The 22515-nt window shown below is 60.4% G+C and carries 18 protein-coding genes; 10 read left to right on the plus strand and 8 right to left on the minus strand.

The genetic code is table 11. The features are described 5' to 3' along the window. Window positions 1–11 precede the first annotated feature (11 nt). Window positions 12–455, minus strand: coding sequence for a Cd(II)/Pb(II)-responsive transcriptional regulator (gene cadR, locus A9977_RS00080; protein ID WP_183022819.1), 444 nt, complete (start codon window positions 453–455; stop codon window positions 12–14). 54 nt (window positions 456–509) lie between these two features. On the opposite strand from cadR, the gene A9977_RS00085 reads away from it, so the two are divergent. From A9977_RS00085 to A9977_RS00120, 8 genes are all read left to right on the plus strand, one after another. Beyond that, window positions 510–2849, plus strand: coding sequence for a heavy metal translocating P-type ATPase (locus A9977_RS00085; RefSeq protein WP_183022820.1), 2340 nt, complete (start codon window positions 510–512; stop codon window positions 2847–2849). A 197-nt stretch (window positions 2850–3046) separates the two neighbouring features. Then, window positions 3047–3403 (plus strand): hypothetical protein, encoded by a 357-nt coding sequence (locus A9977_RS00090; RefSeq protein WP_220811401.1) that lies wholly within the window; start codon window positions 3047–3049, stop codon window positions 3401–3403. Window positions 3404–3492: 89 nt separating this feature from the next. Then, window positions 3493–4791, plus strand: coding sequence for a TolC family protein (locus A9977_RS00095; protein WP_183022822.1), 1299 nt, complete (start codon window positions 3493–3495; stop codon window positions 4789–4791). A gap of 9 nt (window positions 4792–4800) precedes the next feature. After that, complete coding sequence (locus A9977_RS00100) at window positions 4801–6399, plus strand: efflux RND transporter periplasmic adaptor subunit (RefSeq protein WP_183022823.1); 1599 nt, start codon at window positions 4801–4803, stop codon at window positions 6397–6399. Window positions 6400–6414: 15 nt separating this feature from the next. Then, a complete protein-coding gene (locus tag A9977_RS00105; protein WP_183022824.1) occupies window positions 6415–9597 on the plus strand; it encodes a CusA/CzcA family heavy metal efflux RND transporter in 3183 nt (1060 codons plus the stop codon). A gap of 47 nt (window positions 9598–9644) precedes the next feature. Beyond that, complete coding sequence (locus tag A9977_RS00110) at window positions 9645–10061, plus strand: hypothetical protein (RefSeq protein ID WP_183022825.1); 417 nt, start codon at window positions 9645–9647, stop codon at window positions 10059–10061. A 115-nt stretch (window positions 10062–10176) separates the two neighbouring features. Next, a complete protein-coding gene (locus A9977_RS00115; protein ID WP_183022826.1) occupies window positions 10177–10593 on the plus strand; it encodes a hypothetical protein in 417 nt (138 codons plus the stop codon). A gap of 581 nt (window positions 10594–11174) precedes the next feature. Beyond that, window positions 11175–11543, plus strand: coding sequence for a DUF4148 domain-containing protein (locus tag A9977_RS00120; RefSeq protein ID WP_183022827.1), 369 nt, complete (start codon window positions 11175–11177; stop codon window positions 11541–11543). A gap of 52 nt (window positions 11544–11595) precedes the next feature. Here the strand turns inward: A9977_RS00120 and A9977_RS00125 are convergent, their stop codons facing one another. Together A9977_RS00125 and A9977_RS00130 are read right to left on the minus strand one after the other, a co-directional pair. Beyond that, window positions 11596–12915: a heavy metal sensor histidine kinase gene (locus A9977_RS00125; RefSeq protein ID WP_183022828.1), complete on the minus strand. Its 1320-nt coding sequence runs from the start codon at window positions 12913–12915 to the stop codon at window positions 11596–11598. Next, the gene (locus A9977_RS00130; RefSeq protein ID WP_183022829.1) at window positions 12912–13595 is read right to left on the minus strand and encodes a heavy metal response regulator transcription factor; all 684 of its coding nucleotides are present in this window, start codon (window positions 13593–13595) and stop codon (window positions 12912–12914) included. The genes A9977_RS00125 and A9977_RS00130 overlap by 4 nt, the downstream gene beginning before the upstream one ends. 323 nt (window positions 13596–13918) lie before the next feature. Between A9977_RS00130 and A9977_RS00135 the strand changes: the two genes are divergently transcribed. Further along, window positions 13919–14830, plus strand: a complete 912-nt coding sequence (locus A9977_RS00135) for a cation diffusion facilitator family transporter (protein ID WP_183022830.1) — start codon at window positions 13919–13921, stop codon at window positions 14828–14830. A gap of 509 nt (window positions 14831–15339) precedes the next feature. On the opposite strand, the gene A9977_RS00140 is transcribed toward A9977_RS00135, so the two are convergent. The 3 genes from A9977_RS00140 to A9977_RS00150 all read right to left on the minus strand — a co-directional run bounded on the left by A9977_RS00140 (window position 15340) and on the right by A9977_RS00150 (window position 17917). Continuing rightward, window positions 15340–16527 (minus strand): ATP-binding protein, encoded by a 1188-nt coding sequence (locus tag A9977_RS00140; protein ID WP_183022831.1) that lies wholly within the window; start codon window positions 16525–16527, stop codon window positions 15340–15342. A 237-nt stretch (window positions 16528–16764) separates the two neighbouring features. Further along, window positions 16765–17022 carry an SWIB/MDM2 domain-containing protein gene (locus tag A9977_RS00145; protein WP_183022832.1) on the minus strand — a complete coding sequence of 86 codons (258 nt, stop codon included), beginning with the start codon at window positions 17020–17022 and terminating at the stop codon, window positions 16765–16767. Window positions 17023–17179: 157 nt separating this feature from the next. Then, the gene (locus A9977_RS00150) at window positions 17180–17917 is read right to left on the minus strand and encodes an SOS response-associated peptidase (protein WP_183022833.1); all 738 of its coding nucleotides are present in this window, start codon (window positions 17915–17917) and stop codon (window positions 17180–17182) included. An 842-nt stretch (window positions 17918–18759) separates the two neighbouring features. Between A9977_RS00150 and A9977_RS00155 the strand changes: the two genes are divergently transcribed. Further along, window positions 18760–20781, plus strand: a complete 2022-nt coding sequence (locus A9977_RS00155) for an AsmA family protein (RefSeq protein ID WP_183022834.1) — start codon at window positions 18760–18762, stop codon at window positions 20779–20781. A 372-nt stretch (window positions 20782–21153) separates the two neighbouring features. Here the strand turns inward: A9977_RS00155 and A9977_RS00160 are convergent, their stop codons facing one another. After that, a complete protein-coding gene (locus A9977_RS00160) occupies window positions 21154–21294 on the minus strand; it encodes a hypothetical protein (protein ID WP_183022835.1) in 141 nt (46 codons plus the stop codon). A 315-nt stretch (window positions 21295–21609) separates the two neighbouring features. Beyond that, window positions 21610–22398 (minus strand): TIGR04325 family methyltransferase, encoded by a 789-nt coding sequence (locus A9977_RS00165; protein ID WP_259651744.1) that lies wholly within the window; start codon window positions 22396–22398, stop codon window positions 21610–21612. Between the last annotated feature and the right edge of the window lie 117 nt (window positions 22399–22515).

The raw sequence follows: 22515 nt of genomic DNA on the forward strand, positions 1-22515 counted from the left end.
GAGTTCACGCGTCAATGCGCCCCATGAACATGTTTTCGAACTGAGTTTGCAGTTGAAACACCAACCTCAGTCGAAAGCTCCTTCAGGATCCCGCAGCAGGCTGCCGCGTTCGACTCTGCACATTGAGCTCGCAGTATCTTCAACTGCTTCTCGAGCAGTTTCAATTCCCGAATGCGCTCGGCTACATGACCGACGTGGGCATCGAGCAACACGTTGACCCCCTCGCAGTTGGCCTGGGGTGTTTCCTTGAAGCGAAGGAGCGAGCGGATTTCTCCCAGGGCCATGTCGAGCGAACGGCAGTGGCGGATGAATGTGAGGCACTCAATGTGCTCTTCACCATAGCTCCGGTAGTTGTTTTCCGAGCGTAGCGGCGAGGGCAGCAGTGACTCCCGTTCGTAAAAGCGGATGTTTTCAACACTGGTGCCGGTGGCCTTCGCAAGTTCTCCGATCCTCATCCGACCTCCAAAAATGCTTGACTCTATACCCGCTTCAGGGTTTCCAATTCCCCCATGCCCAAATTCCCGCCTGCGTCCCCTGTTTCCTCCGCCGAAGATTGCTGTGGGGCGAAGTCGTGCTCCGCGGCTCCCATCCCCTTGCGCCCTTCGTCTGTGTCTTCCGTCTTAAAGGACGCCCCGGAGCAACTCGCAAGCGGCGGTAACCACGCCTCAGACGCGTGCTGCGCTCCAGCGATCGAGGCTGCACCAGCGGCAGCGTCAATTCCAGCCGGTGCGAGCGTCTTTAGCATTCCCGCCATGGACTGTGCCGTGGAGGAAAGCGACATCCGAAGAGCACTGGACAAGGTCGACGGTATTCGGAGCGTGAACTTTCAGCTAGGCGCACGCACCCTGGCGATCCAGGCCCCAGACGAAGTCGTCGCAGCCGCTGTCGAGGCTATCCGCAAGGCCGGATACGAGCCCACCCCCGTCAAGGTCGGTCCGGAGGACGAAGCTGAGCATGATGACCATGATCACAATCATGGGGCTGGCGTGACGCGCCTGGCCGCAGCTCTGGTTCTTGCCATCGGCGCGGAGGCCTTCCATTTTTTCTCAAGCGATACGCCCGCATTGAGGTACGCCGGCTTGGTTGTCGCCGTGGTTGCCATCTGGCTGTCCGGTGTTGAGACCTATACAAAGGGCATGAAGGCGCTCGTTCGCGGCCGTCTGAACATCAATGCGTTGATGAGCGTAGCTGTCACGGGCGCATTTTTCATCGGCCAATGGCCCGAGGCAGCGATGGTGATGGCTTTGTATGCCATCGCTGAACTGATCGAGGCCCGTGCTGCGGACCGTGCTCGGAATGCCATCAAGGGCCTGATAGCGCTGGCGCCCGAGGAGGCGGATGTTCTCCAGCCCGACAAGACCTGGAAGTCCGTTGCCTCAAGGAGTGTCCCGCTGGAAGCGGTCGTCCGGATCCGGCCTGGTGAGCGGGTGCCACTCGATGGCATCGTCACCGAAGGGCGCAGCGCAGTGAATCAAGCGCCTGTGACTGGAGAGAGCTTGCCGGTCGACCGAACTGTTGGTGATCCGGTGTATGCAGGAACGATCAATGAGACGGCCGAGCTCCAGTTTCGGGTGACAGCCGCCGCCTCCGACACCACCTTGGCCCGGATCATCCATGCGGTCGAGGAGGCGCAAGGCACACGCGCGCCGACGCAGCGTTTTGTCGACCGCTTTGCGGCCATCTACACGCCTGCCGTTTTCGCCATCGCCGTTGCCGTCGCGGTGGCAAGCCCCCTCCTGTTCGACGTTGCGTGGCTGGACGCGATCTACAAGGCGTTGGTCCTGCTCGTTGTGGCATGCCCTTGTGCGCTCGTCATTTCTACGCCTGTCACGGTGGTCAGCGCTTTGGCGTCCGCCGCTCGTCGAGGCATTCTCATCAAGGGGGGAACATACCTTGAAGAGGCGCGAAATCTCAAGGCTTTGGCCCTGGACAAGACAGGCACCGTCACGGAAGGAAAGCCCAAGCTCGTGGAATGGCGGTCACTGCGAGGTGCGAACGACCAGGAGTCGATCGGACGCATCGGAATGAGCTTGGCCGAGCGATCCGATCACCCGGTGTCTAAGGCGATTGCCCAGGGCCTGGCGCTGCCACTGAGCGAGGTTTCGTCGTTCACGGCACTGCCTGGGCGCGGTACGGAAGGGATGGTTGAAGGTCGCAAGTACGTCCTGGGCAACATTCGCCTCATTCAAGAACGAGGCATGGAAACCCCAGAGCTGGAGGCGGAGTTGAGGGCCCATGAGGAGCAGGGCCGCACGGTCACGCTGATGGCGGACGACGAAGGGCTACTGGCCATCTTCGCAGTGGCCGATACGATCAAGGAGTCTTCGAAGCAGGCGGTCGCAGAATTGAAGGCCTTGGGCGTGGCGTCGATCATGCTCACCGGTGACAACGAGGCAACCGCCAAGACGATCGCCGCTCAAGCTGGCATCGATCAGGTGCTCGGCAACCTGCTTCCCGATGCCAAGCTGGAACAGATTCAAAGTCTTAAGACACGCTACGGCATGACCGGCATGACCGGCGACGGGATCAACGACGCCCCGGCGCTCGCCCAAGCTGACATCGGGTTCGCCATGGGTGGCATGGGCACCGACATCGCCATGGAAGCCGCTGACGTGGTCGTGATGAACGATGATCTGCGCCGTATTCCGGAAACCATCCGGCTCTCTCGCAAGACGCACACCGTGCTGATGCAGAACATCTCTCTTGCCTTGGGCATCAAGGCGGTGTTCATGGTGCTCGCCATTTTTGGCATGGCCACCATGTGGATGGCCGTCTTTGCCGACATGGGCGCCACTCTGCTGGTTGTGGCAAACGGTCTGCGACTGATGAAGGTGAAACTCGATGCCTGATCGGACACTGCCGCTCTCACATTACAGATCTGTAACCTTGCCGTAGGACAGGACGCATTTTGGCCACCTACGATTCGTGGGTTGCCATCCGGCCCTTGGTCAGCGTGATTTCCAGCAACGGTTTCAGTGGTCTTCACCCCGCTTTAGTCGACGAGTCGTCGAAAAATTGTCTTAGAGTTCATTAAATGGCTCGCTGGTTGCTCATCGCCCTGTTGTTCCTGTTGCCCGCTCAGTTTTCCGCTGCAGCAGCAGCAGGATATTGCGCGCACGAGGCGATGCCGGCGTCGTTTCATCTTGGTCACCACGTCCATCAGCACACCTCTGAAGGGGACGAATCGGCCGCAACAACGCATGCCGATGCTCCGGATGAAGCCAGTAGCGCGAACCATGGCGACTGCAGCGGGTGTCACACCAATATGGCGCAGCTCGGCACAACGGCCGAGCCCGTTGTTCAACGCGTTTTCAAGCGCGCGTTCCTCTCAGTCCCTGTAGCGCTCTTCAGCTCACAAGTGGAACAGGACATCGATCGGCCCAAATGGTCGCGCACCGGTTAACCCCGGTGCGTCTGTCACTTTCAGAGCCAAATCCCATACTCTGACGGCCGCGCCGGATTCCTTGTCTCGTCCCATGACTGGAGAATTCGATGTGCAGGTTTATCGTGCCGATCGCGCTGTCGATCACGGCATTCGCAAGCGGAGCGCTTGCTCAAGGTAGTTGGGGCGCCCCGCCGCCTGTCGCTGAACAGGCAAGAACAACGGCAAGTGCCAGCGCTGTTCCTTTGACTTTGTCGGCAGCCCTTCAACTCGCGTTGGACAACAATCCCGAGCTTTCATCGGCTCGTCGAGAAGTCGAGGCGACGGAGGGGGCGCGCGTGCAAGCCGGCGCATTTCCGAACCCGACCATGGACGTCGAGGTGGAAGACCTTCGTCGTCAAACTCGCACAACGACCGTGCTGTTCAGCCAGCCGTTGGAGATCGGGGGGAAGCGGGGTGCCCGCATAGAAGCCGCGGAGCGGGCCATTGACATTGCGCGTGCCCAACTCGATGCGAAGCATGCTGACTTACGCGCGAACGTCACCGCGGCATTTTTCGCGACCGCGATTTCTCAGGAGCGCGTCCGCCTCGCAGAAGCATCGCTAGAACTTGCAAGGACGGGCAGCAGTGCCGCCGGCAAGAGAGTGACGGCCGGCAAGGTGTCACCGGTCGAGGAAACCCGAGCCAAGGTCGCCGAGGCGAACGTCAGGCTCGAGCTCGTTCAGGCCCGAGGCGAACTTCAGACCAACCTTCAGCTTTTGCGCGCCCTGACGACACGTCAGGTCGGCATCGATGCGGTCAACGGCGACGTGCTTGCGCTCCCGAACCCAAGCCCACAAGAGTTGCTGGAAGCCCGCATCGTGAATGCGCCATCGCTGCGACAAGCCCGCCTGGAAGTTCGACGGTTTGGGGCCTTGTCGGAACTGGAGAGGGCCAAACGCGTTCCCGACATCACGGTCACTGCCGGCGGAATGCGGGACCAGGAAGCGGGTCGCAACCAGGCTGTCATCGGGATCTCGGTCCCCCTGCCGATCTTCGACACGAACAGAGGAAACATCACGGAAGCCTTGCGTCGTCAGGACAAGGCTGAGGACGACGCACTTGCTTTGGAACTGCGTCTTCGAGCCGATGTGGGTGCAGCGCGGCAGCGGCTTCTGACCGCATCTGCAGAGGTGGACACACTTCAGAAAGAAATACTCCCCGGCGCGCAAAGTGCGTTCGATGCCGCTACCAAGGGCTTCGAACTCGGCAAATTCAGCTACCTCGATGCGCTCGACGCACAGCGCACCCTTCTGCAAGCCCGCTCGCAGTACCTGCGGTCGCTTGCCGAAGCCCACAAGTCCGTGACGGACCTCGATCGCCTCCTTGGCGCCCCTGTTGCCCAAGGCGCCACCGCCTCTACCCCGTAAGGATCAACCATGGTCACCCCTTCAAAGCTTGCGCCCGAAAAGCTCGGCCGCAAGCATCTACTCATCATCGTTGCCATTGTTCTCCTGGGTCTGGTAGCTGGAGCGCTGATGCTTCGCGGCGGCGCCGGAAAGAAAAGCGTCGAGGGCCAAGGGCACAGTGCCGAGGCAGGCGGCGACGACGGCCACGGGCACGGCAAGGAAGCCGCCAAGGGCGGCAAAGACGATGGACATGGCCATGGCAGCGAGGCCGGTGGGCACGAGGATGAGCCTGCGCAAGGACCCAACGGCGGTCAGAAGTTTTCTGAAGGGGACTTTGGGTTGGAGCTCAAGCTCACCGAAGAGGGTGGCGAGCCCAGATTCAAGGCCTGGCTGACGGAGAAAGGCCAGCCCGTGCCGGCAGCTGGCAACGAGGTCTCGGTCACGCTCACCCGTCCTAGCGGCGAACAAGCGGAGATCAAGCTCACGCCTCAGGGCGATTTTCTCGCGAGCAACCAGACCGTTCCAGAGCCGCACGTCTTCGAAGCGACGGTCGCTGTGGTCACGCCGAAGGAACCGTACCTCTTCACTTTCGAGAAGCAGGAGGGCAAGGTGAACCTGACCGACGAGCAGATCAAGGCGGCAAGCATCAGTCTGGCCAACACCGCGCCTGGCGTCATCCGCAGCGCGTTGCAATTTCCCGGTGAGATCCGATTCAACGAAGACCGGACCGCACACGTGGTCCCACGTGTGGCAGGTGTCGTCGAGAGCGTGAGCGCGAATCTAGGCCAGCAGGTGAAAAAGGGCGATGTCCTGGCGGTCATCTCCAGCACGACGGTTTCGGAAACACGATCCGAGCTGCAGGGCGCTCAGCGCCGGCGGGAGTTGGCCAAGACGACCTACGAACGCGAGAAGACTCTTTGGGAGCAGAAGATTTCGCCCGAGCAGGACGTGCTGCAGGCTCAGCAGGCCCTGCGTGAGGCAGAAATCGCGACAGCCAACGCAACGCAGAAGCTCCTGACGCTCGGTGCCTCCCCCAGCAGTACATCCCTCGGCCGCTTCGAGCTGCGCGCCCCATTCGATGGCATGGTGGTCGAAAAGCACATCGCACTCGGCGAATCCGTCAAGGAAGACGCCAATGTGTTCACGATTTCGGATCTCTCCAGTGTCTGGGCAGAAATGAACGTCGCCGCGCGGGACCTGCAGCAGGTGCGTGTCGGTGAAAAGGTGGTCGTTCGAGCCGGCGCATTCGACGCAACGGCCAGCGGCACGGTCTCTTACGTGGGCTCCCTGATCGGTGAACAGACCCGCACGGCGCGGGCCCGAGTGGTGATCCCCAATCCCAAGGGCGCATGGCGCCCGGGGCTGATCGTCAACGTGGAAGTGACCGCCGAGGAGGTGAACTCTCCTGTGACCGTATCCGCCGACGCGGTGCAGACCATCGAGGACAAGCCCGTGGTCTTCCTGAAAGTGCCTGGTGGCTTTGTGCCCCAACCTGTCGAACTTGGGCGCTCGGACGGCAAGCGCGTCGAGATCAAGAGCGGTCTCAAACCGGGGGCCGGATACGCGGCGGCCGGGTCGTTTGTGATCAAGTCGGAGCAGGGCAAGAGCTCCGCGACGCACACGCACTGAGGCAGAACAAGCGCCATGTTTGAACGCATCATTCGCTTCGCCATCGAGCAACGATGGCTGGTTCTGCTCGCGGTCCTCGGAATGGCAGGACTCGGGGTCTACAACTACCAGCGGTTGTCGATCGACGCCGTGCCTGACATCACCAATGTCCAGGTCCAAATCAACACCGGCGCACCGGGCTACTCACCTTTGGAGACGGAGCAGCGCGTCACGTTCCCGATCGAGACCGTGATGGCGGGCTTGCCTGGCCTGCTGCAGACGCGCTCGCTGTCGCGCTACGGGCTGTCCCAGGTCACCGTCGTCTTCAAGGACGGTACCGACGTCTACTTTGCACGGCAGCTGGTCAACGAACGCTTGCAGTCGGCAACCGGCGAGATGCCTGAAGGCATCCATCCTATGGTCGGCCCCATCTCAACAGGGCTCGGCGAGATTTTCCTCTGGACAGTGGAGGCGAAGGACGGCGCCAAGAAGCCTGACGGCACTCCATACACATCGACGGACCTGCGCGAGATCCAGGATTGGATCATCAAGCCGCAGCTGCGCAACGTCACCGGGGTCACCGAGATCAACTCGATCGGCGGCTACGAGAAGCAGTATCAAATCGCTCCGAGCCCTGAGAAGCTCTCTGCCTACGGACTATCGATGGCCGACGTTGTCAGGGCGCTCGAGCGCAACAACACGAACGTCGGGGCAGGCTACATCGAGCGCCGGGGTGAGCAGTACTTGATCCGCGCGCCAGGCCAGGCGCGTGGCGTCGAGGATCTCCGCAACATCATCCTGTCGAGCAACGGCAGCACGCCAGTGCGCGTGCGTGATGTCGCTCAGGTGGACATCGGCAAGGAACTGCGCACAGGTGCTGCCACGGACAACGGTCGCGAAGTGGTACTGGGCACGGTCTTCATGCTCATCGGTGAGAACAGCCGCGTGGTTTCACAGGCTGTCGCCAAGAAAATGGAGGAGATCAATCGCACGTTGCCTGAAGGGATCGAGGCGATCACCGTCTACGACCGGACAGTGCTCGTCGACAAGGCGATCGACACCGTCAAGAAGAACCTTCTCGAAGGGGCCGTACTGGTCATCGCTGTGCTGTTCCTCTTTCTCGGGAACCTGCGCGCGGCGCTTATCACCGCGATGGTGATCCCGCTCTCGATGCTTTTCACGTTCACCGGCATGGTGAACCAGAAGGTCAGCGCCAACCTGATGAGCCTGGGGGCGCTGGATTTCGGCATCATCGTCGACGGGGCCGTGGTGATCGTGGAAAACTGTGTGAGACGTCTGGCGCACGCTCAGGCCAAGCATGGCAGGCCGCTGACACGCAGCGAGCGATTCCACGAAGTCTTTGCTGCATCGCAAGAGGCGCGGCGCGCGCTGCTCTTCGGGCAACTGATCATCATGATCGTGTACCTGCCCATCTTCGCCCTCACGGGGGTCGAAGGAAAGATGTTTCATCCGATGGCCCTCACCGTGGTCATCGCCCTGCTGGGCGCGATGATCCTCTCGGTCACGTTCATTCCGGCGGCGGTCGCGCTCTTCATCGGTAACAAGGTCGCCGAGAAAGAGAACCGTCTGATGCACTGGGCCAAGCAAGCGTACGAGCCTCTGCTGGACCGCGCCCTGGGCGCCAAGGCCGTGGTGCTCACGATCGCGGGTGTTGCAGTGGTGCTTTCGGGCATCCTCGCCACGCGTCTGGGCAGCGAGTTCATTCCAAACCTCAACGAAGGCGACTTCGCGGTGCAGGCGCTGCGTATCCCGGGGACGAGTTTGACTCAGTCGTTGCAAATGCAGCAGCAAATCGAACGGACCCTCAAGGCGAAGTTTCCGGAAATCGAGCGCATCTTCGCGCGGACCGGCACGGCCGAGATCGCGTCGGATCCGATGCCGCCCAATATCTCGGACGCCTACGTCATGCTCAAACCGGTCGACCAGTGGCCCGAGCCACGACGCACCCGTCAGGAGTTGGTAGAGGCCGTCCAGGCGGAGGTGTCGAAGATTCCAGGCAACAACTACGAGTTTTCCCAGCCGATCCAACTACGATTCAATGAACTCGTGTCGGGCGTGCGTGCCGACGTGGCTGTGAAGGTTTTCGGCGACGACATGGACGTGCTGAATTCAACGGCGCGAGAGATCGAGGAGATCCTCAAGAGCATCGAGGGATCAGCGGAGGTCAACGTCGAGCAGACCACTGGTCTTCCGATGCTGACCGTCAACATCGACCGGGAGAAGGCAATCCGCTATGGCCTCAACATCGCCGATGTGCAAGACACGATTGCTACCGCGGTGGGCGGGCGCAACGCTGGAACGCTTTTTGAAGGGGATCGCCGCTTCGATATTGTCGTGCGGCTGCCAGAGCATGTACGTGGTGACCTCGAAGCCATTCGTCGTTTGCCCATCCCGCTGCCGGCTAGCACGGATGCAGCGACGACCACGAGCAAAATCAGCTTCATACCGCTTGCAGAGGTGGCGACGCTCGAACTGGCGCCGGGGCCGAACCAGGTGAGCCGTGAAGACGGCAAGCGCCGCATCGTTGTGAGCTCCAACGTTCGCGGTCGGGACCTCGGTTCCTTCGTCACCGAGGCCGCTGCTGCACTCGACCAGCGCTTAAAGGTGCCGACGGGGTACTGGACCACCTGGGGAGGGCAGTTCGAGAATCTGCAGTCGGCCACCAAGCGCCTGCAGATCGTCGTGCCTGTGGCCCTGCTGCTGGTTTTCACGCTGCTGTTCGCGATGTTTGGCAACCTGAAGGATGGCCTGATCGTGTTTACAGGCATTCCCTTTGCGCTGACGGGAGGCATCCTTGCCCTGTGGTTGCGTGATATTCCGCTGTCAATCACGGCGGCTGTCGGGTTCATTGCCCTGTCGGGGGTCGCGGTGCTCAATGGCTTGGTGATGATCTCGTTCATCCGGAATCTGCGAGACGCTGGCGCGTCGCTAGATCGCGCCATCCATGAGGGTGCTCTCACCCGCTTGCGGCCAGTGTTGATGACGGCTCTTGTTGCTTCTCTCGGGTTCGTGCCCATGGCCATCGCAACAGGAACCGGTGCCGAGGTGCAGCGGCCACTGGCGACTGTGGTGATCGGCGGCATCTTGTCTTCCACCGCGCTCACCTTGCTCGTGCTTCCAGTCCTCTATCGACTCGCGCACCGCCGCGATGAAGAAGATGAGGAAGAAGAGGCTGCCGGCCGGACAAAGCATGCTTGACGCATGAAGTCAAAGCCCTGTTCTGTGAATCAACTCAAGAGGTAAACATGAAAATCGCATCGTTCATCGCCGTCTCCGCACTGGCCTTGTCCATCAATGTCCAAGCAGCAGACGATCACAAGGGCCATACCCATGACGCCAAAGGCGCAGAACACGCGCATGAGGTGAAACCTCAACATGGCGGCGTCGTCAGCGTGGTCAAGGACGTGAACTACGAGCTCGTTACGAGCGCCGATGCCATCGCTCTCTACGTGAGCGACCACGGAAAGCCTTCAGACTTGACCGGTGGCAGCGCGAAGCTCACGCTTCTCTCGGGATCCAAGAAGACCGAAGCAGCCTTGTCGCCAGAGAACGGCGCGCTGCGGGCCCAAGGGGCGTTCAACGTATCAGCCGGTACCAAGGTCGTGGCGCAGGTCACCCTGAAGGGCCAGGCCGCTCAGGCGGTGCGCTTCACGATCAAGTGATGGGATGACAGAACTGTAATGCGCCGGTACGGCATCTGAGGGTCTGGTTTTTTAAAGTTGTCTCAGCCGCGGAGATGAGCGGCAACCTACTAACCAACCATTCAAGGATCCTGAAATGAACGCTTCGACCCTCCGCCTTTCGCTTCTGTCTGTCGTCCTGGCTGCGGCTGCGGCTCCTGCGCTCGCCGGCAACTATGCCGAGGGCGACCCGCGTCCAGTGGCGATCATGTCGACGGCATCGAGCTCGGCTGTCGCTGCTGAAACCCGTGCCTGGGCCCGTACGGCACCGACGTTGGGCTACCCGCAAGGCGACAGCAAGCCGCTCACGGTGCAGGTTACGTCGCGCGCAGCCGTCGAAGCCGACACGATGCGCTGGGTTCGGGCTGGCCTGTCGACGGTGCAGTACAGCGAGGCAGGTGCGGACACCGCGCGCCCTTCGTACCGCCAAGCTGCTCAAGCCTACGCAAATGCACCAGGCGGGCAACGTGACGCCCAAGCGTCCCAGGCGCCTTACCGCGGCAAGGCGCAGTAAGAATCTACGGGGTCGGGCCAAAATCTGACCTCGCTTCCGTGCCAACGCATACACGCTTTTGCTGCACGACATCTAAGCTGGACGTCGCGATCAAGCGACGGGGTGAAGCTTGGTAGACATTTCGCATCAGAGCTTTGTGATCGCTCTGTGGATCTCCATCAGCATTGCAGCTTGGCCGTGGTGGCACCGCATATGAAGGTCAGGCGTCTCGAGTTTTGGTTCGGCTTTGGCCTCTGTGGTGTCGGAGCTGTGGTTGGCATCTGCGAAGAGGAGATTTGCCACAACAAGTGTTGGCTCGATGTGGCCTCGGATTTCTTTCTTCCCGTAGCCTTTCAGTCGTACTCAGGCGCGTTGCCGTTCGTTTTGATAGGGTTGCTTTTTATCGGCGCCTCCTTCAGAAAGATGTGACGGAGGTTGAATTCTCTTTGATCGAAGTCTTCGGGACTGAAGCTCGCCTTGCTGCATTTATGACAACCAGATGACTCGGTTGTAATCGCGAAGCACGATAAATGTGAGACTGGATTTTTAAAGTTGAGATGCCCAGGACCCGTCGGGTCCTGGCTTCAACCAAGGAGACATCCATGTCCAATCGTCAACTTCGTTCCGCACTTGCCCTGTCTGTAATCGCCGCGGCAGCACTGGCACCGCTCACGGTGTTTGCTGCGGGACCGTTCCACCCCGCGCCCACAGAGGCCGGCGTGACTTACCACCCGGATCATGCGAATACGCGCACACGTGGCGAAGTGGTCGCTGAGTTCAATCAGGCCACCAAGCATCGGTCATGGAACACGTCCATGAGCCGTGGCGCGCCGTGGCCTGTCTCGAGTACGGAAACTCCAAAAACGCGTGAGCAAGTCCAGGCCGAGCTCGCGTTCGCGATGAAGCACCCTGCATGGAACGCAGTCAGCCGCGGTGCGTCCTGGCCCGCCGGCATGATCGAAAGCAAGTAGACGCCGTCTCGGGGGAAGAGCCTATGTCCCAGCCCCCGAGGCCTGTTCCTCGTTACGGCGTCGCGTCGCCCAAGCTGAAGCCGATGCGCGTCACGCCGTGTTCGGACGCTGCGAACGTTGTGCCGCCATGCATCCGTGCGATGGCAGCCACGATCGTCAGGCCGAGTCCGTGGTGGCTCGACGAGCCGCTGCGCGATTTGTCGGCGCGGTAGAAGCGCTCGAACAGATGCGGAAGCGAAGCAGGATCGACCGCTTCGCCCTCGTTGACGACGGCAATAGTGACTTCCGCCGGCTCGCGTCGGATCACGACCCGCACCTGGCTCTCAGGCTTCGCGTAACGAATGGCGTTGCTCAGCAGGTTCGATAGGGCACGCCGCAACAGGCCGACATCGACCTGCAGGGTCGCATCCCCGACGATGTCCAATGACAGGGCGGTTTGCTCCAACTCCGCTTCATGAAATTCCCCAACCGCGCGCACTTGCTCCGCAAGGCTGACGGGCGCCGTCCGTCGAGCTTGAGCCCCACGGTCCGCCTTTGACAGGAAGAGCATGTCGGTGACGATCGCCGATAGACGGTGTGCCTCCTCTAGCTGCGAGGACATCGCTTCCCGCAAGGCCGCGACCGGCCGAGGTTGGCTCAGCTCGATCTCCGTCTGAGCAATCATGTTCGCTAATGGCGTACGAAGCTCGTGCGCTACGTCGGCATTGAAGGCTTCCAGCTGCGCATAGGCGCCTTCGACGCGGCCCAGAAGAGCGTTGAACTGCACGATCCATGGCTGCAGCTCACTGGCAAAGGTTTCCACATCGATGCGTCGACCGGGTTTGGCCGGCCCTGCATTTGCCGTCTGCTCGGCCAGCAGTTTCAACGGTTTGAGGCCCCGCCGAACGATGAGCGACCCGGTCAGTGCAACGATCAAGGAGCCAAGGCTCGCAGCGGCCACCAACGTCCATCCCAGCCGGCGCAACAACAAGTCGTCGCCCGTAGAGTCAAGGGTCAGGCGAACCTCGACTGGTTTGCCTTCGAAGGTCATGCCCTCAAGGGCCTGAGCGTGAGAGATCCAGTTGCCTTTGACGTCGGCCTGTTGGGAAAAATAGATCCGATTCTTGCCCGTCCACAAGCTCACGTTGATATCAGGATGCGTCCGAAAATAGTCATCCAGCTTGTGGCGTAGCAGATCAATGTTGGGAGGCGAGCGGGTTTCTGCGACGACGTGGCGTACCAGCTCGTTGTGCCGCTCGAACTCTTCCTCTTGCTTGAGCTGAAAGCTCCAGCGCGTTGCACCATAAACAGCGACGCACGCGATGCTCAAACCTGCGAGCGTCTGGATGGCGAACCACCGGGAAAGGGTGCTCTGAATCGACCTGGTCTTCACGAGGGATCGGCGTCGCGCTGTTCGAGAACGTAGCCCATGCCCCGCACCGTGTGAAGCAGCTTGGTGTCAAACGGGTCGTCGATCTTCGCTCGCAACCGGCGTACCGCAACCTCCACGACGTTCGTCTCACTGTCGAAATTCATGTCCCAGACCTGATCGGCCAGCAACGCCCGGGACAGGACCTGGCCCTGGCGTCGTAGAAGGATCGACAGCAGTGCAAATTCCTTCGCTGTCAGGTCAAGTCGCTTGCCGGCTCGGGTGGCTCGCCGAGTCGTCAGATCGAGTTGGAGATCCGACAGCGCGAAACGTGTGGATTCTTGCAGCATCCCTCGGCGCAGCAGGGCACGGATCCGAGCGAGCAGCTCCGAAAACGCGAACGGCTTGGCGAGGTAGTCATCTGCTCCGCCCTCCAGACCTTTGACCCTATCGGCGACGTCATCGCGCGCGGTGAGCATCAAAACCGGCGTCGACGATGATTTCCGGAGCACTTCCAGAACCTTGAACCCATCGATGCCCGGCAGCATCACGTCGAGGACGATGGCGTCGTAGTTTCCGGTGAGGGCCATGCCCAGTCCTTCGGAACCATCGCGCGACAGGTCGACGTTGAACCCGCTTTCAGTCAGGCCCTTGCGTATGTAGTCCCCGAGTTTCAGCTCGTCTTCGATCACCAAAAGATGCATCCGTCCATCGTAGCTTGGGCCTGACGGGCGTGCGATTACGTTTCTGTCATCTGGGCGGTAGCGATCAGCCACCCACCCGGCGCCGAAACTTGACGTCTTGGATTCTTCAGGTCGGAGCGGGGATGTTCCCGCCCGTTAGATTTCGTCATCGCAACAAGGCTTCGCAGCGTGACAATCCGGGGGCAGCGATGGACTCTTTATAGCGGGACGGTTGTGGCGAACGGTGTTCGCCGCAGGCCGTTTGATCTATCGCTCTTACCAGTGCCATGGGCTCCATGTCTCTGCCCACGACACCACGACACCACGACAAGAACACTACCAACATGTCAAACGGTCATTCACACGCCCCCGTCCTGGGCAAACCTGGTGCGCCTCAGCAACGATCCCTATGGATCGCCTTGGCGCTGACCTCTTCGTTCATGATCGCCGAGGTGATAGGCGGCGTCATCACTGGCAGTCTTGCCCTCATTTCCGACGCTGCCCACATGTTCACCGATACGGCAGCGCTTGCCATTGCACTAGCTGCTATGCAGATTGCAAAGCGCCCTGTCGATGCCAGACGTACGTTTGGGTATCACCGCTTTGAGATCCTCGCAGCCGCGTTCAATGCGCTACTGCTCTTCGGTGTCGCGCTTTACATCCTCTACGAAGCTTGGCAAAGAATCAGTGAGTCCCCGTCGGTCGACTCCCTGCCGATGTTGGTGGTTGCCTCCATCGGCCTGGTGGTGAATGTGATCAGCATGCGATTGCTGGCCTCGGGCAAAGACGGCAGCCTCAACGTCAAAGGCGCGTACCTCGAGGTTTGGAGCGACATGCTCGGTTCGTTGGGGGTGATCGTGGGCGCAATCGTGATCTGGCTCACTGGCTGGACATGGGTCGACTCGCTCATTGCCGTTGCCATCGGCCTCTGGGTGTTGCCCCGAACGTGGGTGCTGCTCCGGGCAAGTATCAACATCCTCTTGGAGGGGGTTCCAGAGGGCGTGGACCTCGCTCGAGTGGAGAAGGCACTTCTGTCTCTTGAGGGCGTTGAGTCGATTCATGATCTGCACGTCTGGGCTATTAGCAGCGGAAAAACTAGTTTGAGCGTTCACTTGGTAAGCCCGGAAGGAGATCCGGAAGCACTCACGCACAGCGCTTCGGAGACGATGGCAAGAACTTTCGAGATCCATCATGTCACGGTGCAGGTTGAGCGAGTGGAATGCTCTCAAGCGAAGGCCGCCCACGGCTACGCGTGAAATTTTCTACTTCAACGTTGCCGCGGATTGCAGCCAATTGATGGAGCAGGTATTTCATGCATCATTCAACACCGGATTTCCAATTTTTTCTGTTAATGACAGTGGTGTACCTGGAGATGATCGCAGCTGCCGCGGTCGTGATTTTTATTGTTCGGTGGTGGCGTCAACGCTCTGACCCGCAAGGACTAAGAAAACGTCGATACGCAAAGCGATTGGCAGCTCGATTTCAAAAAACGCGTGCGCGAAGGCGCAATGCACAGCCTGATTTGAAGCGCGGCAAGTAGCGGGGAAATTTAAAATGGCCTTCGGCTGATGGGCGTGTTTAATCCTGGAGGAGGGCTACGCCAGCGTCTGCTTTTGGGCCTGACAGGGCGCTTAATAGACTTCTGCTTTGGGCCGAGGCTGTGCGTTTCCACACAGCCTCGGCCCGTTGCGGCCGTTCAGCCGCTATCTGGTGCACGCCTGCTTTGCAGTGGCCTCGTCCACATGATTGATGTTCATGGCGTTGCTTACTTCCAGGCATTGCCAGGCATGATGCGCTTCATGAACTCGTCGAACATCGGGACGGTGAACGCCGTGTCGCCATGACTGGGACTCCATACCATTCCTTTTTTGATCAGCGAGCTACGGGTGGGACCAAGGGACGTAACCTCCTCTTGGAAGCATGTCGCGATATCGCCTGACCGATGAGGCCCCGCCCCCAGCTCTGCCATGGCTCGAAGGTACTTTTTCTCCTTCGGCGTGCAGCGGTCGAAGCGCACGAGAAAAAAGCTTTCATCAAGAGTTGCGACGGCCACGGCGGACGCGCGGTCTACATCGTCCACGTCGATGGGCGATTCGCCAGCGGCTAGCCATGTCTTGCTACCCCATGCCTGAAGGAAGTACGGGTAGCCCTTAGTCACTTGCAGGATTCGCTTGAGAGCCTCGTCCGCGATCTCTTCGTTCTCGTCATTGATCGGTTTTTCGATTGCGAGCCGCGCGTCGTTGTCGCGAAGAGGTCCAATTTCGGGAAAGTCGAAAAGCCGTTCTGCGTAGGATTTGGCGTTGCCCAGGAACATCCGCAGTTGTGGCAGGCCTGCTCCCACCAACACAACAGGAAGCTGCTGCTGCTCGGTGCGATGCAGGGCGGTTATCAAGGCCGCGAGTTGGTCTTCTTCGACGTACTGCAATTCGTCGATGAAGATTGCAAGAGCAGTGCCGGCGCTCTTCGCGGCGATGCCTAGTTCTTGGAACAGTGCCTGCAGATCATGTTCGAGGTCGCCATTGTCAGCGAGGCCAGCTTCCGGTTCGTAGTCAAAGCCGATCTCAATGTCATTGAACGTGACCTTCAGTTTCTTGGCGAAGCCTGCCAAAGCCCGTAGTCCGCGAATCGCGGCATCTTTTGCGTTTTCGATGTTGCTGAGACGAAGCAGTGCCGATCGCAATGCCGGAGCCAGTAAAGCTGGCAATGAGCGCCCCTCCGGTGCTTCGAGCCGGACAGTGTGTATTCCGGCCTCCTCGGCGTCTTTGCGGATGCGGTCGAGAAGCACCGTCTTTCCTACACCTCGCAGGCCGACGAGCATTGCGCTTTTGGCGGGACGGCCAATACGAGCGCGCTCAAGCGAGATGCGCAAAGTTTCTCGCAAAGCATCGCGTCCGGCCAACTCAGGAGGCGGCGTGCCGGCGCCGGGCGCAAAGGGGTCTCGGATAGGGTCCATGCCGAGAGGATAGTGGAAATTTTGAAGATTTACAAGAAATCTATAAACCTCCTAAACTTCCATAGATTGAAGCTGTTGTCCTGATATTTGCGGGGCCGAAAACCCTGGTCGGCCGCTCGACGGAGACGCCTCAAGCGCGGCTGCAGGACCGCTCCGCTGAAGCGGTCGTTCAACGGTTAGGGCGCCGCGTCCGCTTTTGGCCGGCTGGAGCTGGCTGCGTGCGGGCGGCCACGCTCTTTAGGACAGGTGCTTCCCAACAAGACCCGGCATTTCGAACATCGTCACCTCGGGCTTGCCCATCACCGCTTGAAGCTTGGCGTCACAAAGGATATTGCGCTTGTTCGCTGGGTTCTGGAGGTTGTTCAGCTTGATGTAGTCCCACAGCAGCTTGGTGACCTCGGTTCGAGGCTGGGGTGCCGAGCCAATGACGGCCGCGAGCTCGACGCTGGGTGTCAGGGGGCGCGTGAACGCCGTTTGCTTCTTGGCAGTGGTCATGTTTGTCTCGGCAAAGCGGCGGATTCTACGAGCGCCCCCAAAGGCTTCGCCGTGCGCGGCTCCGAATGGCGGTTGTGGGTCAGGCCCGCCGGTCAGCAACAGTCCATGCTGTCACGCCCATCGGCCGAAGAGCTATCGGAGACGCGTAGCTGAGAGGTCAGAGCAGCTCGCCTTGAATCGGCGGCGGCTTCGGCGCCGCGCGCTTCGCCAGCATCGCCTTGGCCTTTGGTTCGACGGGATGGCCGGTGGCGATCATGCGTTCAGCCGGGTACTGGCTGACGAACGCCATCGCGCCTTCAGCCGGCGCATCGAGCCACTCGGCCCACTGGGCGCGCGGCAGCAAGACCAGCATCCTTTTCTCGTCCTTGATCCGGTGGTAGTGGCGCAACAGCGGGTGCGTGTCGGCGTTGGTGGTGAGCATCGTGTAGCTCTCGCGCAGCGCCCCACTCTCGTCCTTGTACGTGTCCCAGAGCCCGGCGATGCCGAAGGGCTCGCCGTCGACGGTCGTGAACCGTGTCGGGATGTGCGCCCCGGTGCGCCAGTCGGGCTCCCAGAATGCCTGTGCAGGCACGATGCAGTGCTGGGCCCTGCGCCAGGCGTTGCCGAACGTGAATGACTTGGCCACGCGGTCGTCGCGTGCGTTGTGGGTCGACAGCTTCTCGGCGTCGACCAGCTTGTCAGAGCGCGTGAGCCGAGAAATCAGGCCCCATCGACCGGTGACAGGCTCCACGCGCGGCACGGCGTCGTCGCCGGCGTCCGCAGCCAGCGGCCGCCGCACAAAGTAGCCCTGCTTCCGCGGAAAAAGCTCGTCCTGAATGGGCGAGTCGATCTCGACGCCGACCCCATCGTGATCCACGAAAAGGAAGCGCGAAGGGGGTTCATAGCGAGCACACATTGCCGGAGTATGAAATAGTGCCGTGAGGCAAGGCAGTCGGCCGAGGCGCCGTCATCTATGCGATCAGATCTCTCCGCGCGCTGCACACTGAAGGCAAGCCAAGGGCCCGCCGCCAGTCGCCTTCGGCACAAGGGGGCTATGACGTCATGAAACGGACGGTATCCGTGTCGACCTACTGGTTGCTCTGCTCGCGATTAGCGCCGGGTACCGCGCACGCCGATCTCTCAAGACGCGCAATCGGCGTGCTCAGGGCGACCCCGTCGACGTCCTGGTCGACCCGTAAGGGCCCGCCTCCCAGAGATCGATGTCCCAGAGAAGCGACCACCGGAGCACGCGCTCAAAGGACGCTCTCCCGGGCTTTTGCCTTCTGTCAGGCGGCCACCGCCAAGGAGCGGGGCACCGCTACAAGCGACCGTCGGCACGCTGATAATCGCCAGAAGGACTGTCAACCGCGCGATGGCCGACGTCGGCTTGGCTTGGGCCTACCTTTGCGACAGTCCATTGCGCGATGCCCACGCAAGGCTAAGGCCTGCGGCCGACGCAAGGCCGGTCCCTCAAAGGGAATGGCGGCCGCCCGGCGCGCCATGTGCATCAGTCCGGAGGATTCCGGACCGGTGCCTGCCTCCGTTCTTACGATCCAGCGGGTTGATGCATCTCACTGCGCAACTTTGACAGGGCGGAACGCAGTTCGATCCCTTGCTCGTGGTGGCATCGGTCGCGAGCGGGGACGAATCAAGTGCCTTTACAGGCCAAGTCCTACAAGCGTCACAGACGGTCTGTCGACGAGGGACTGCGGTATCCAAACTAAAACTTAGCTTTCTTCTGACACTAGAGGCGCGGCCATGAGTTCACTTGCGTATCACGCGCGCCGGCATCCAGTTTTCACAGGGATCGGCCTTTTAGTGTTGGTTTTGGTTATCGTGGCCGCGTTGTTTGACTGGAACTGGGTGCGCGCGCCCATCGAGCGATACATTTCCCAGAAAACGCAGCGAACGTTCAAGATGGACGACCTGCACGTGCGCCTAGGCTTCACACCGACAGTGCGGATGAGGAACGTGTACTTCGGCAACGCCAAATGGTCCAAAGAAGAGGCCATGGCGCGTGTCGAGATGGTTGAGTTCTCCATCTCGCTTCGGGACCTGCCCGACAAGATCCTCATCCCACGAGTGGCCCTTACCAAGCCAGACCTGGTCTTCGAGAAACTCAAGGATGAGCGGAGGAACTGGGTGCTAGCCGAGCCATCGGAAAGCTCTTCTCCAAGCAAGCTTCGCATCAGCACCTTGTCGGTCGATGAGGGTCGGCTGAGGTACTTCGATCACGGCGAGCCTTTCAATCTGGAAGTCATCGCCAGCACCTTCGATCCCGCTCAACAAGAAAAGGTAAAGGACGCCGACGCGGCGCCGAGCAACAACCGCTATTCCACGCGTTACGCCTTCAGCGGCAAGTACCACGATGCAGGCTTTTCAGGTACGGCGCTGACGGGCGAAGTACTCAGCTTCCAGGAGTCTGGTGTCCCCTTCCCTTTCAACGGCGACCTGAAGGCCGGCACGACCCGCGTGCGGGTAGAGGGCACCATCGCGGACGCGGCTGACATTTCCGGCATCGATACGCAGCTGCGGATCGAGGGAGAGACGCTTGCCAACCTGTACCCCTTCCTGCTTTTGCCTCTACCCGCTTCGCCGCCCTACAGCCTGCGTGGCCACCTGATTCTCAAAGGCAACCGATACACCATCGACGACCTGGAGGGCAAGATCGGTTCGACCGATATCTACGGCAAGGGAGCGTACGTCGACCAGGAACCACGTCCGCTTCTCACTGCGGAACTTCACAGCAAGCTGCTCAAGCTCACGGATTTGGGGCCGGTGATCGGGGTACAGACCAAAGAGTCGGGCGGAAAGCCCGCCACGTCCCAAGCTGCAACGAACAAACGAGAAACGGCTAAGGCTGCCGACCAAGCCGCAGATCCGAACCACATCCTTCCAGCCGGCAAGTTCGATGGGAGCCGCCTGGAAAAAATCGACGCCGAAGTCACCCTTGATGCGGCCCGGCTCGAGGTACCTAGCGCCCTGCCCCTTGAAAGCCTTCGCGCCTCTCTGCGCCTGAAGGACGCGGTGCTTGACCTCTCTCAACTTGACTTCGGCTTCGCAGGCGGAACGATCGCGTCGCGCGCCAAGTTGGACGCGCGGCAGCCCATCATCAATACCGATCTCCAGGTCGATTTCAAAAAGATTCAGATCGCCAAGCTGTTGCCCAAACAAGAGAAAATCGCCCAAGGTGCAGGCCAAGTCGGCGGTGCGTTGAAGCTCAACGGCCGCGGCAATTCAATCGCCGACGCCGCGGCCAAGGCCAACGGCAGCTTGCATCTGGCAGTGGTCAACGGAAGGATCTCCAACCTTGCTGACGCTGTGAGCGGTCTGAACGGGGGCAAGGTGGTCCAACTCCTCCTGTCCGGTGACAAGACGATCGCAGTGAACTGCGGCGGTGTGGCGTTCGACGTGGCCGGCGGCCAGGGTCGCTCCACGTTGATGGTGATCGACACGGAAGAGACGCAAATCGTCGGCACCGGTTCGTTCGACCTTGCTGCAGAGCGTTTCGACTTCCTTGTTGAGCCTAAGCCCAAGAACCCGGGCATCCTTTCACTACGGACGCCGGTGCGCGCCACAGGCTCATTCAAGAACCCGGAGTTTCAAATTGAAAAGGGGCCCCTACTTGCGCGCGCAGGTGGCGCGATTGCATTGGCTCTCACCGCTCCTCTCGCTGCGCTTCTCCCACTCATCGAGACGGGCCCCGGTGTTTCGACTGATTGCGGCAGAGTGAAACGCGAAGCTGGTTCCATGCCGAAATCTTCTCGTAAAAACAGATAACGTCATCTCTCGCCGGTGGCCACAACGTGCTGCCTCATCTGCATCATCCGCTACAAGGACGCCGAAGGACGTACGAATCTGCTTGCAGACAGGGATGCCGTAGACGGCACGCGCGGTGCCATCGGCAACGCGATCCCTCGGCGCGCAGCGCCGCCGATCAGCTGCGCAGCAGCGCCAGGGCGCCCGACCTGGCCACCGGATCAAAAGAGGCTCGCGCGAGCGCTGCTCGATGACATTTCGCGGTCTCGCGAAACTGTTGGGCGCGAAGCGCTGGCCTGCAGCGCTGGGCACGGCGGCGCGGTCTTGCCATCGCGCGGACGAAAAAAAGCCCGGCGCCCTGGATGGGTCGCCGGGCCTGTGCCCCTTACCCGCTTACTCGGGCTTCACCTTGCGGCGCAGCGGCGCTGGGAGCCAGCGGGTGCCTGCCAACTTCGCTTCTGCATGCGCCACGGCTTCGCCCTTCTTGAACGACGGCATCGCCTTCGCCGACTCGGCGCCGCAGGCCTCGGTCACTGCTTCGATGAGTTGAGCCTTGGAAACGCTGTTGAGGTACTTCGCCGGTGTCGGGGTCCACCAGTTCTGAACGGTACTTACAGTAAGTATTCGCTAGTCCATTGATTCCGCTCGACTTTTAGCTACTTACGATTCCGTGGAAATTTGTGTGTGAAAGCAAATGCACTTGAGAAAGAGAGAAGCCGACACACCCAGCACGCGATATCCACCTCTTGCTGCCGCATCGCTGGGAGCCGCCGGCCTAACAAGGCCGAACAGCGGCCGCCTCAAGCATGTTTTACTTGGCTGCTTGCATTCTGCGGCCTTCGTTGAACCTCAGTTCACTCGATCGAAGCAACAGCCAAGGTAGTACGCGCTGTCTCCGCCTTCTACGAAGGGAATGACGATCTCCTTGCCATCGTTGCGCCACGTGTCTCGTCTCTTGTAGCCGGCCAGGCGAATCTCGCTGAGGATTTCATCTTGATGCTGAATTCGGTAGGGGCAAACTGCGAATCCGATGCTGTTGAGCGTGTACATCGTCTGAAACTCATGGGCAGCCGTGATGTTCAGCATCACCCGGCGAGGCTTACGCGAAAGTGTTGCGAGTATTTGCGACATTCGGTACGGGAGGTACTGAAGGCTTCCCGACAAATACAGCACATCACAACCATCGGCTTGCCGAAAGTCTGTGCAGAACTTCAATTGCGCTGAAGCTTGACGCTCCTTGGCAAGCTGTTCGCCAGTCAACACCACACCTGGCACGTCACACACGGTCCAGCGCATGGACTCGGGATACTCAATGATCCGCTTGAAGGCGTAGTACTTGATTCCGACATGGCCGCCAAGATCGAAGATGCTTGTCATGCCTCGCGCGAAGGCGTCGGAGATCCAGTACACGGACGCGTAGTCCCAGCTGCAGACTTGGTGGCCGTACATCCCCCGAGCCGCTTCAGCGTTGTCATAGCCGACCGCTTTGCTTGGAGGCGCGTGCGCAACCGCATCATCAAAGCTATCGAACGAACCCATGAATAGGTTCTCGTTCACATTGTTCAGAAACTTCTGCTCGTATACCGCTTGCAATTTTTGGGCGTGCGTGAGCTTTGATCGAAAAATGTCCATCAACATCGCAATTTCCTTGGCTGGATGCGCAGAGCTGCGGCCTGCACATGGCGCAGGTCACGCAACATCGGCATCAAATGAGGTAGCGCCCCTTTCAGGCTGACGCAAGGAATGGCCGGTCAG

Source organism: Variovorax sp. UMC13, assembly GCF_014170375.1.
Lineage (GTDB): Bacteria > Pseudomonadota > Gammaproteobacteria > Burkholderiales > Burkholderiaceae_C > Variovorax.

Excerpts from the sequence above, each read along its gene's own strand:
- cadR (WP_183022819.1), bottom strand. The coding sequence starts at position 455 with ATGAGGATCGGAGAACTTGCGAAGGCCACCGGCACCAGTGTTGAAAAC.
- A9977_RS00085 (WP_183022820.1), top strand. The coding sequence starts at position 510 with ATGCCCAAATTCCCGCCTGCGTCCCCTGTTTCCTCCGCCGAAGATTGC.
- A9977_RS00095 (WP_183022822.1), top strand. The coding sequence starts at position 3,493 with ATGTGCAGGTTTATCGTGCCGATCGCGCTGTCGATCACGGCATTCGCA.
- A9977_RS00100 (WP_183022823.1), top strand. The coding sequence starts at position 4,801 with ATGGTCACCCCTTCAAAGCTTGCGCCCGAAAAGCTCGGCCGCAAGCAT.
- A9977_RS00105 (WP_183022824.1), top strand. The coding sequence starts at position 6,415 with ATGTTTGAACGCATCATTCGCTTCGCCATCGAGCAACGATGGCTGGTT.
- A9977_RS00110 (WP_183022825.1), top strand. The coding sequence starts at position 9,645 with ATGAAAATCGCATCGTTCATCGCCGTCTCCGCACTGGCCTTGTCCATC.
- A9977_RS00115 (WP_183022826.1), top strand. The coding sequence starts at position 10,177 with ATGAACGCTTCGACCCTCCGCCTTTCGCTTCTGTCTGTCGTCCTGGCT.
- A9977_RS00120 (WP_183022827.1), top strand. The coding sequence starts at position 11,175 with ATGTCCAATCGTCAACTTCGTTCCGCACTTGCCCTGTCTGTAATCGCC.
- A9977_RS00130 (WP_183022829.1), bottom strand. The coding sequence starts at position 13,595 with ATGCATCTTTTGGTGATCGAAGACGAGCTGAAACTCGGGGACTACATA.
- A9977_RS00135 (WP_183022830.1), top strand. The coding sequence starts at position 13,919 with ATGTCAAACGGTCATTCACACGCCCCCGTCCTGGGCAAACCTGGTGCG.
- A9977_RS00140 (WP_183022831.1), bottom strand. The coding sequence starts at position 16,527 with ATGGACCCTATCCGAGACCCCTTTGCGCCCGGCGCCGGCACGCCGCCT.
- A9977_RS00145 (WP_183022832.1), bottom strand. The coding sequence starts at position 17,022 with ATGACCACTGCCAAGAAGCAAACGGCGTTCACGCGCCCCCTGACACCC.
- A9977_RS00150 (WP_183022833.1), bottom strand. The coding sequence starts at position 17,917 with ATGTGTGCTCGCTATGAACCCCCTTCGCGCTTCCTTTTCGTGGATCAC.
- A9977_RS00155 (WP_183022834.1), top strand. The coding sequence starts at position 18,760 with ATGAGTTCACTTGCGTATCACGCGCGCCGGCATCCAGTTTTCACAGGG.
- A9977_RS00165 (WP_259651744.1), bottom strand. The coding sequence starts at position 22,398 with ATGTTGATGGACATTTTTCGATCAAAGCTCACGCACGCCCAAAAATTG.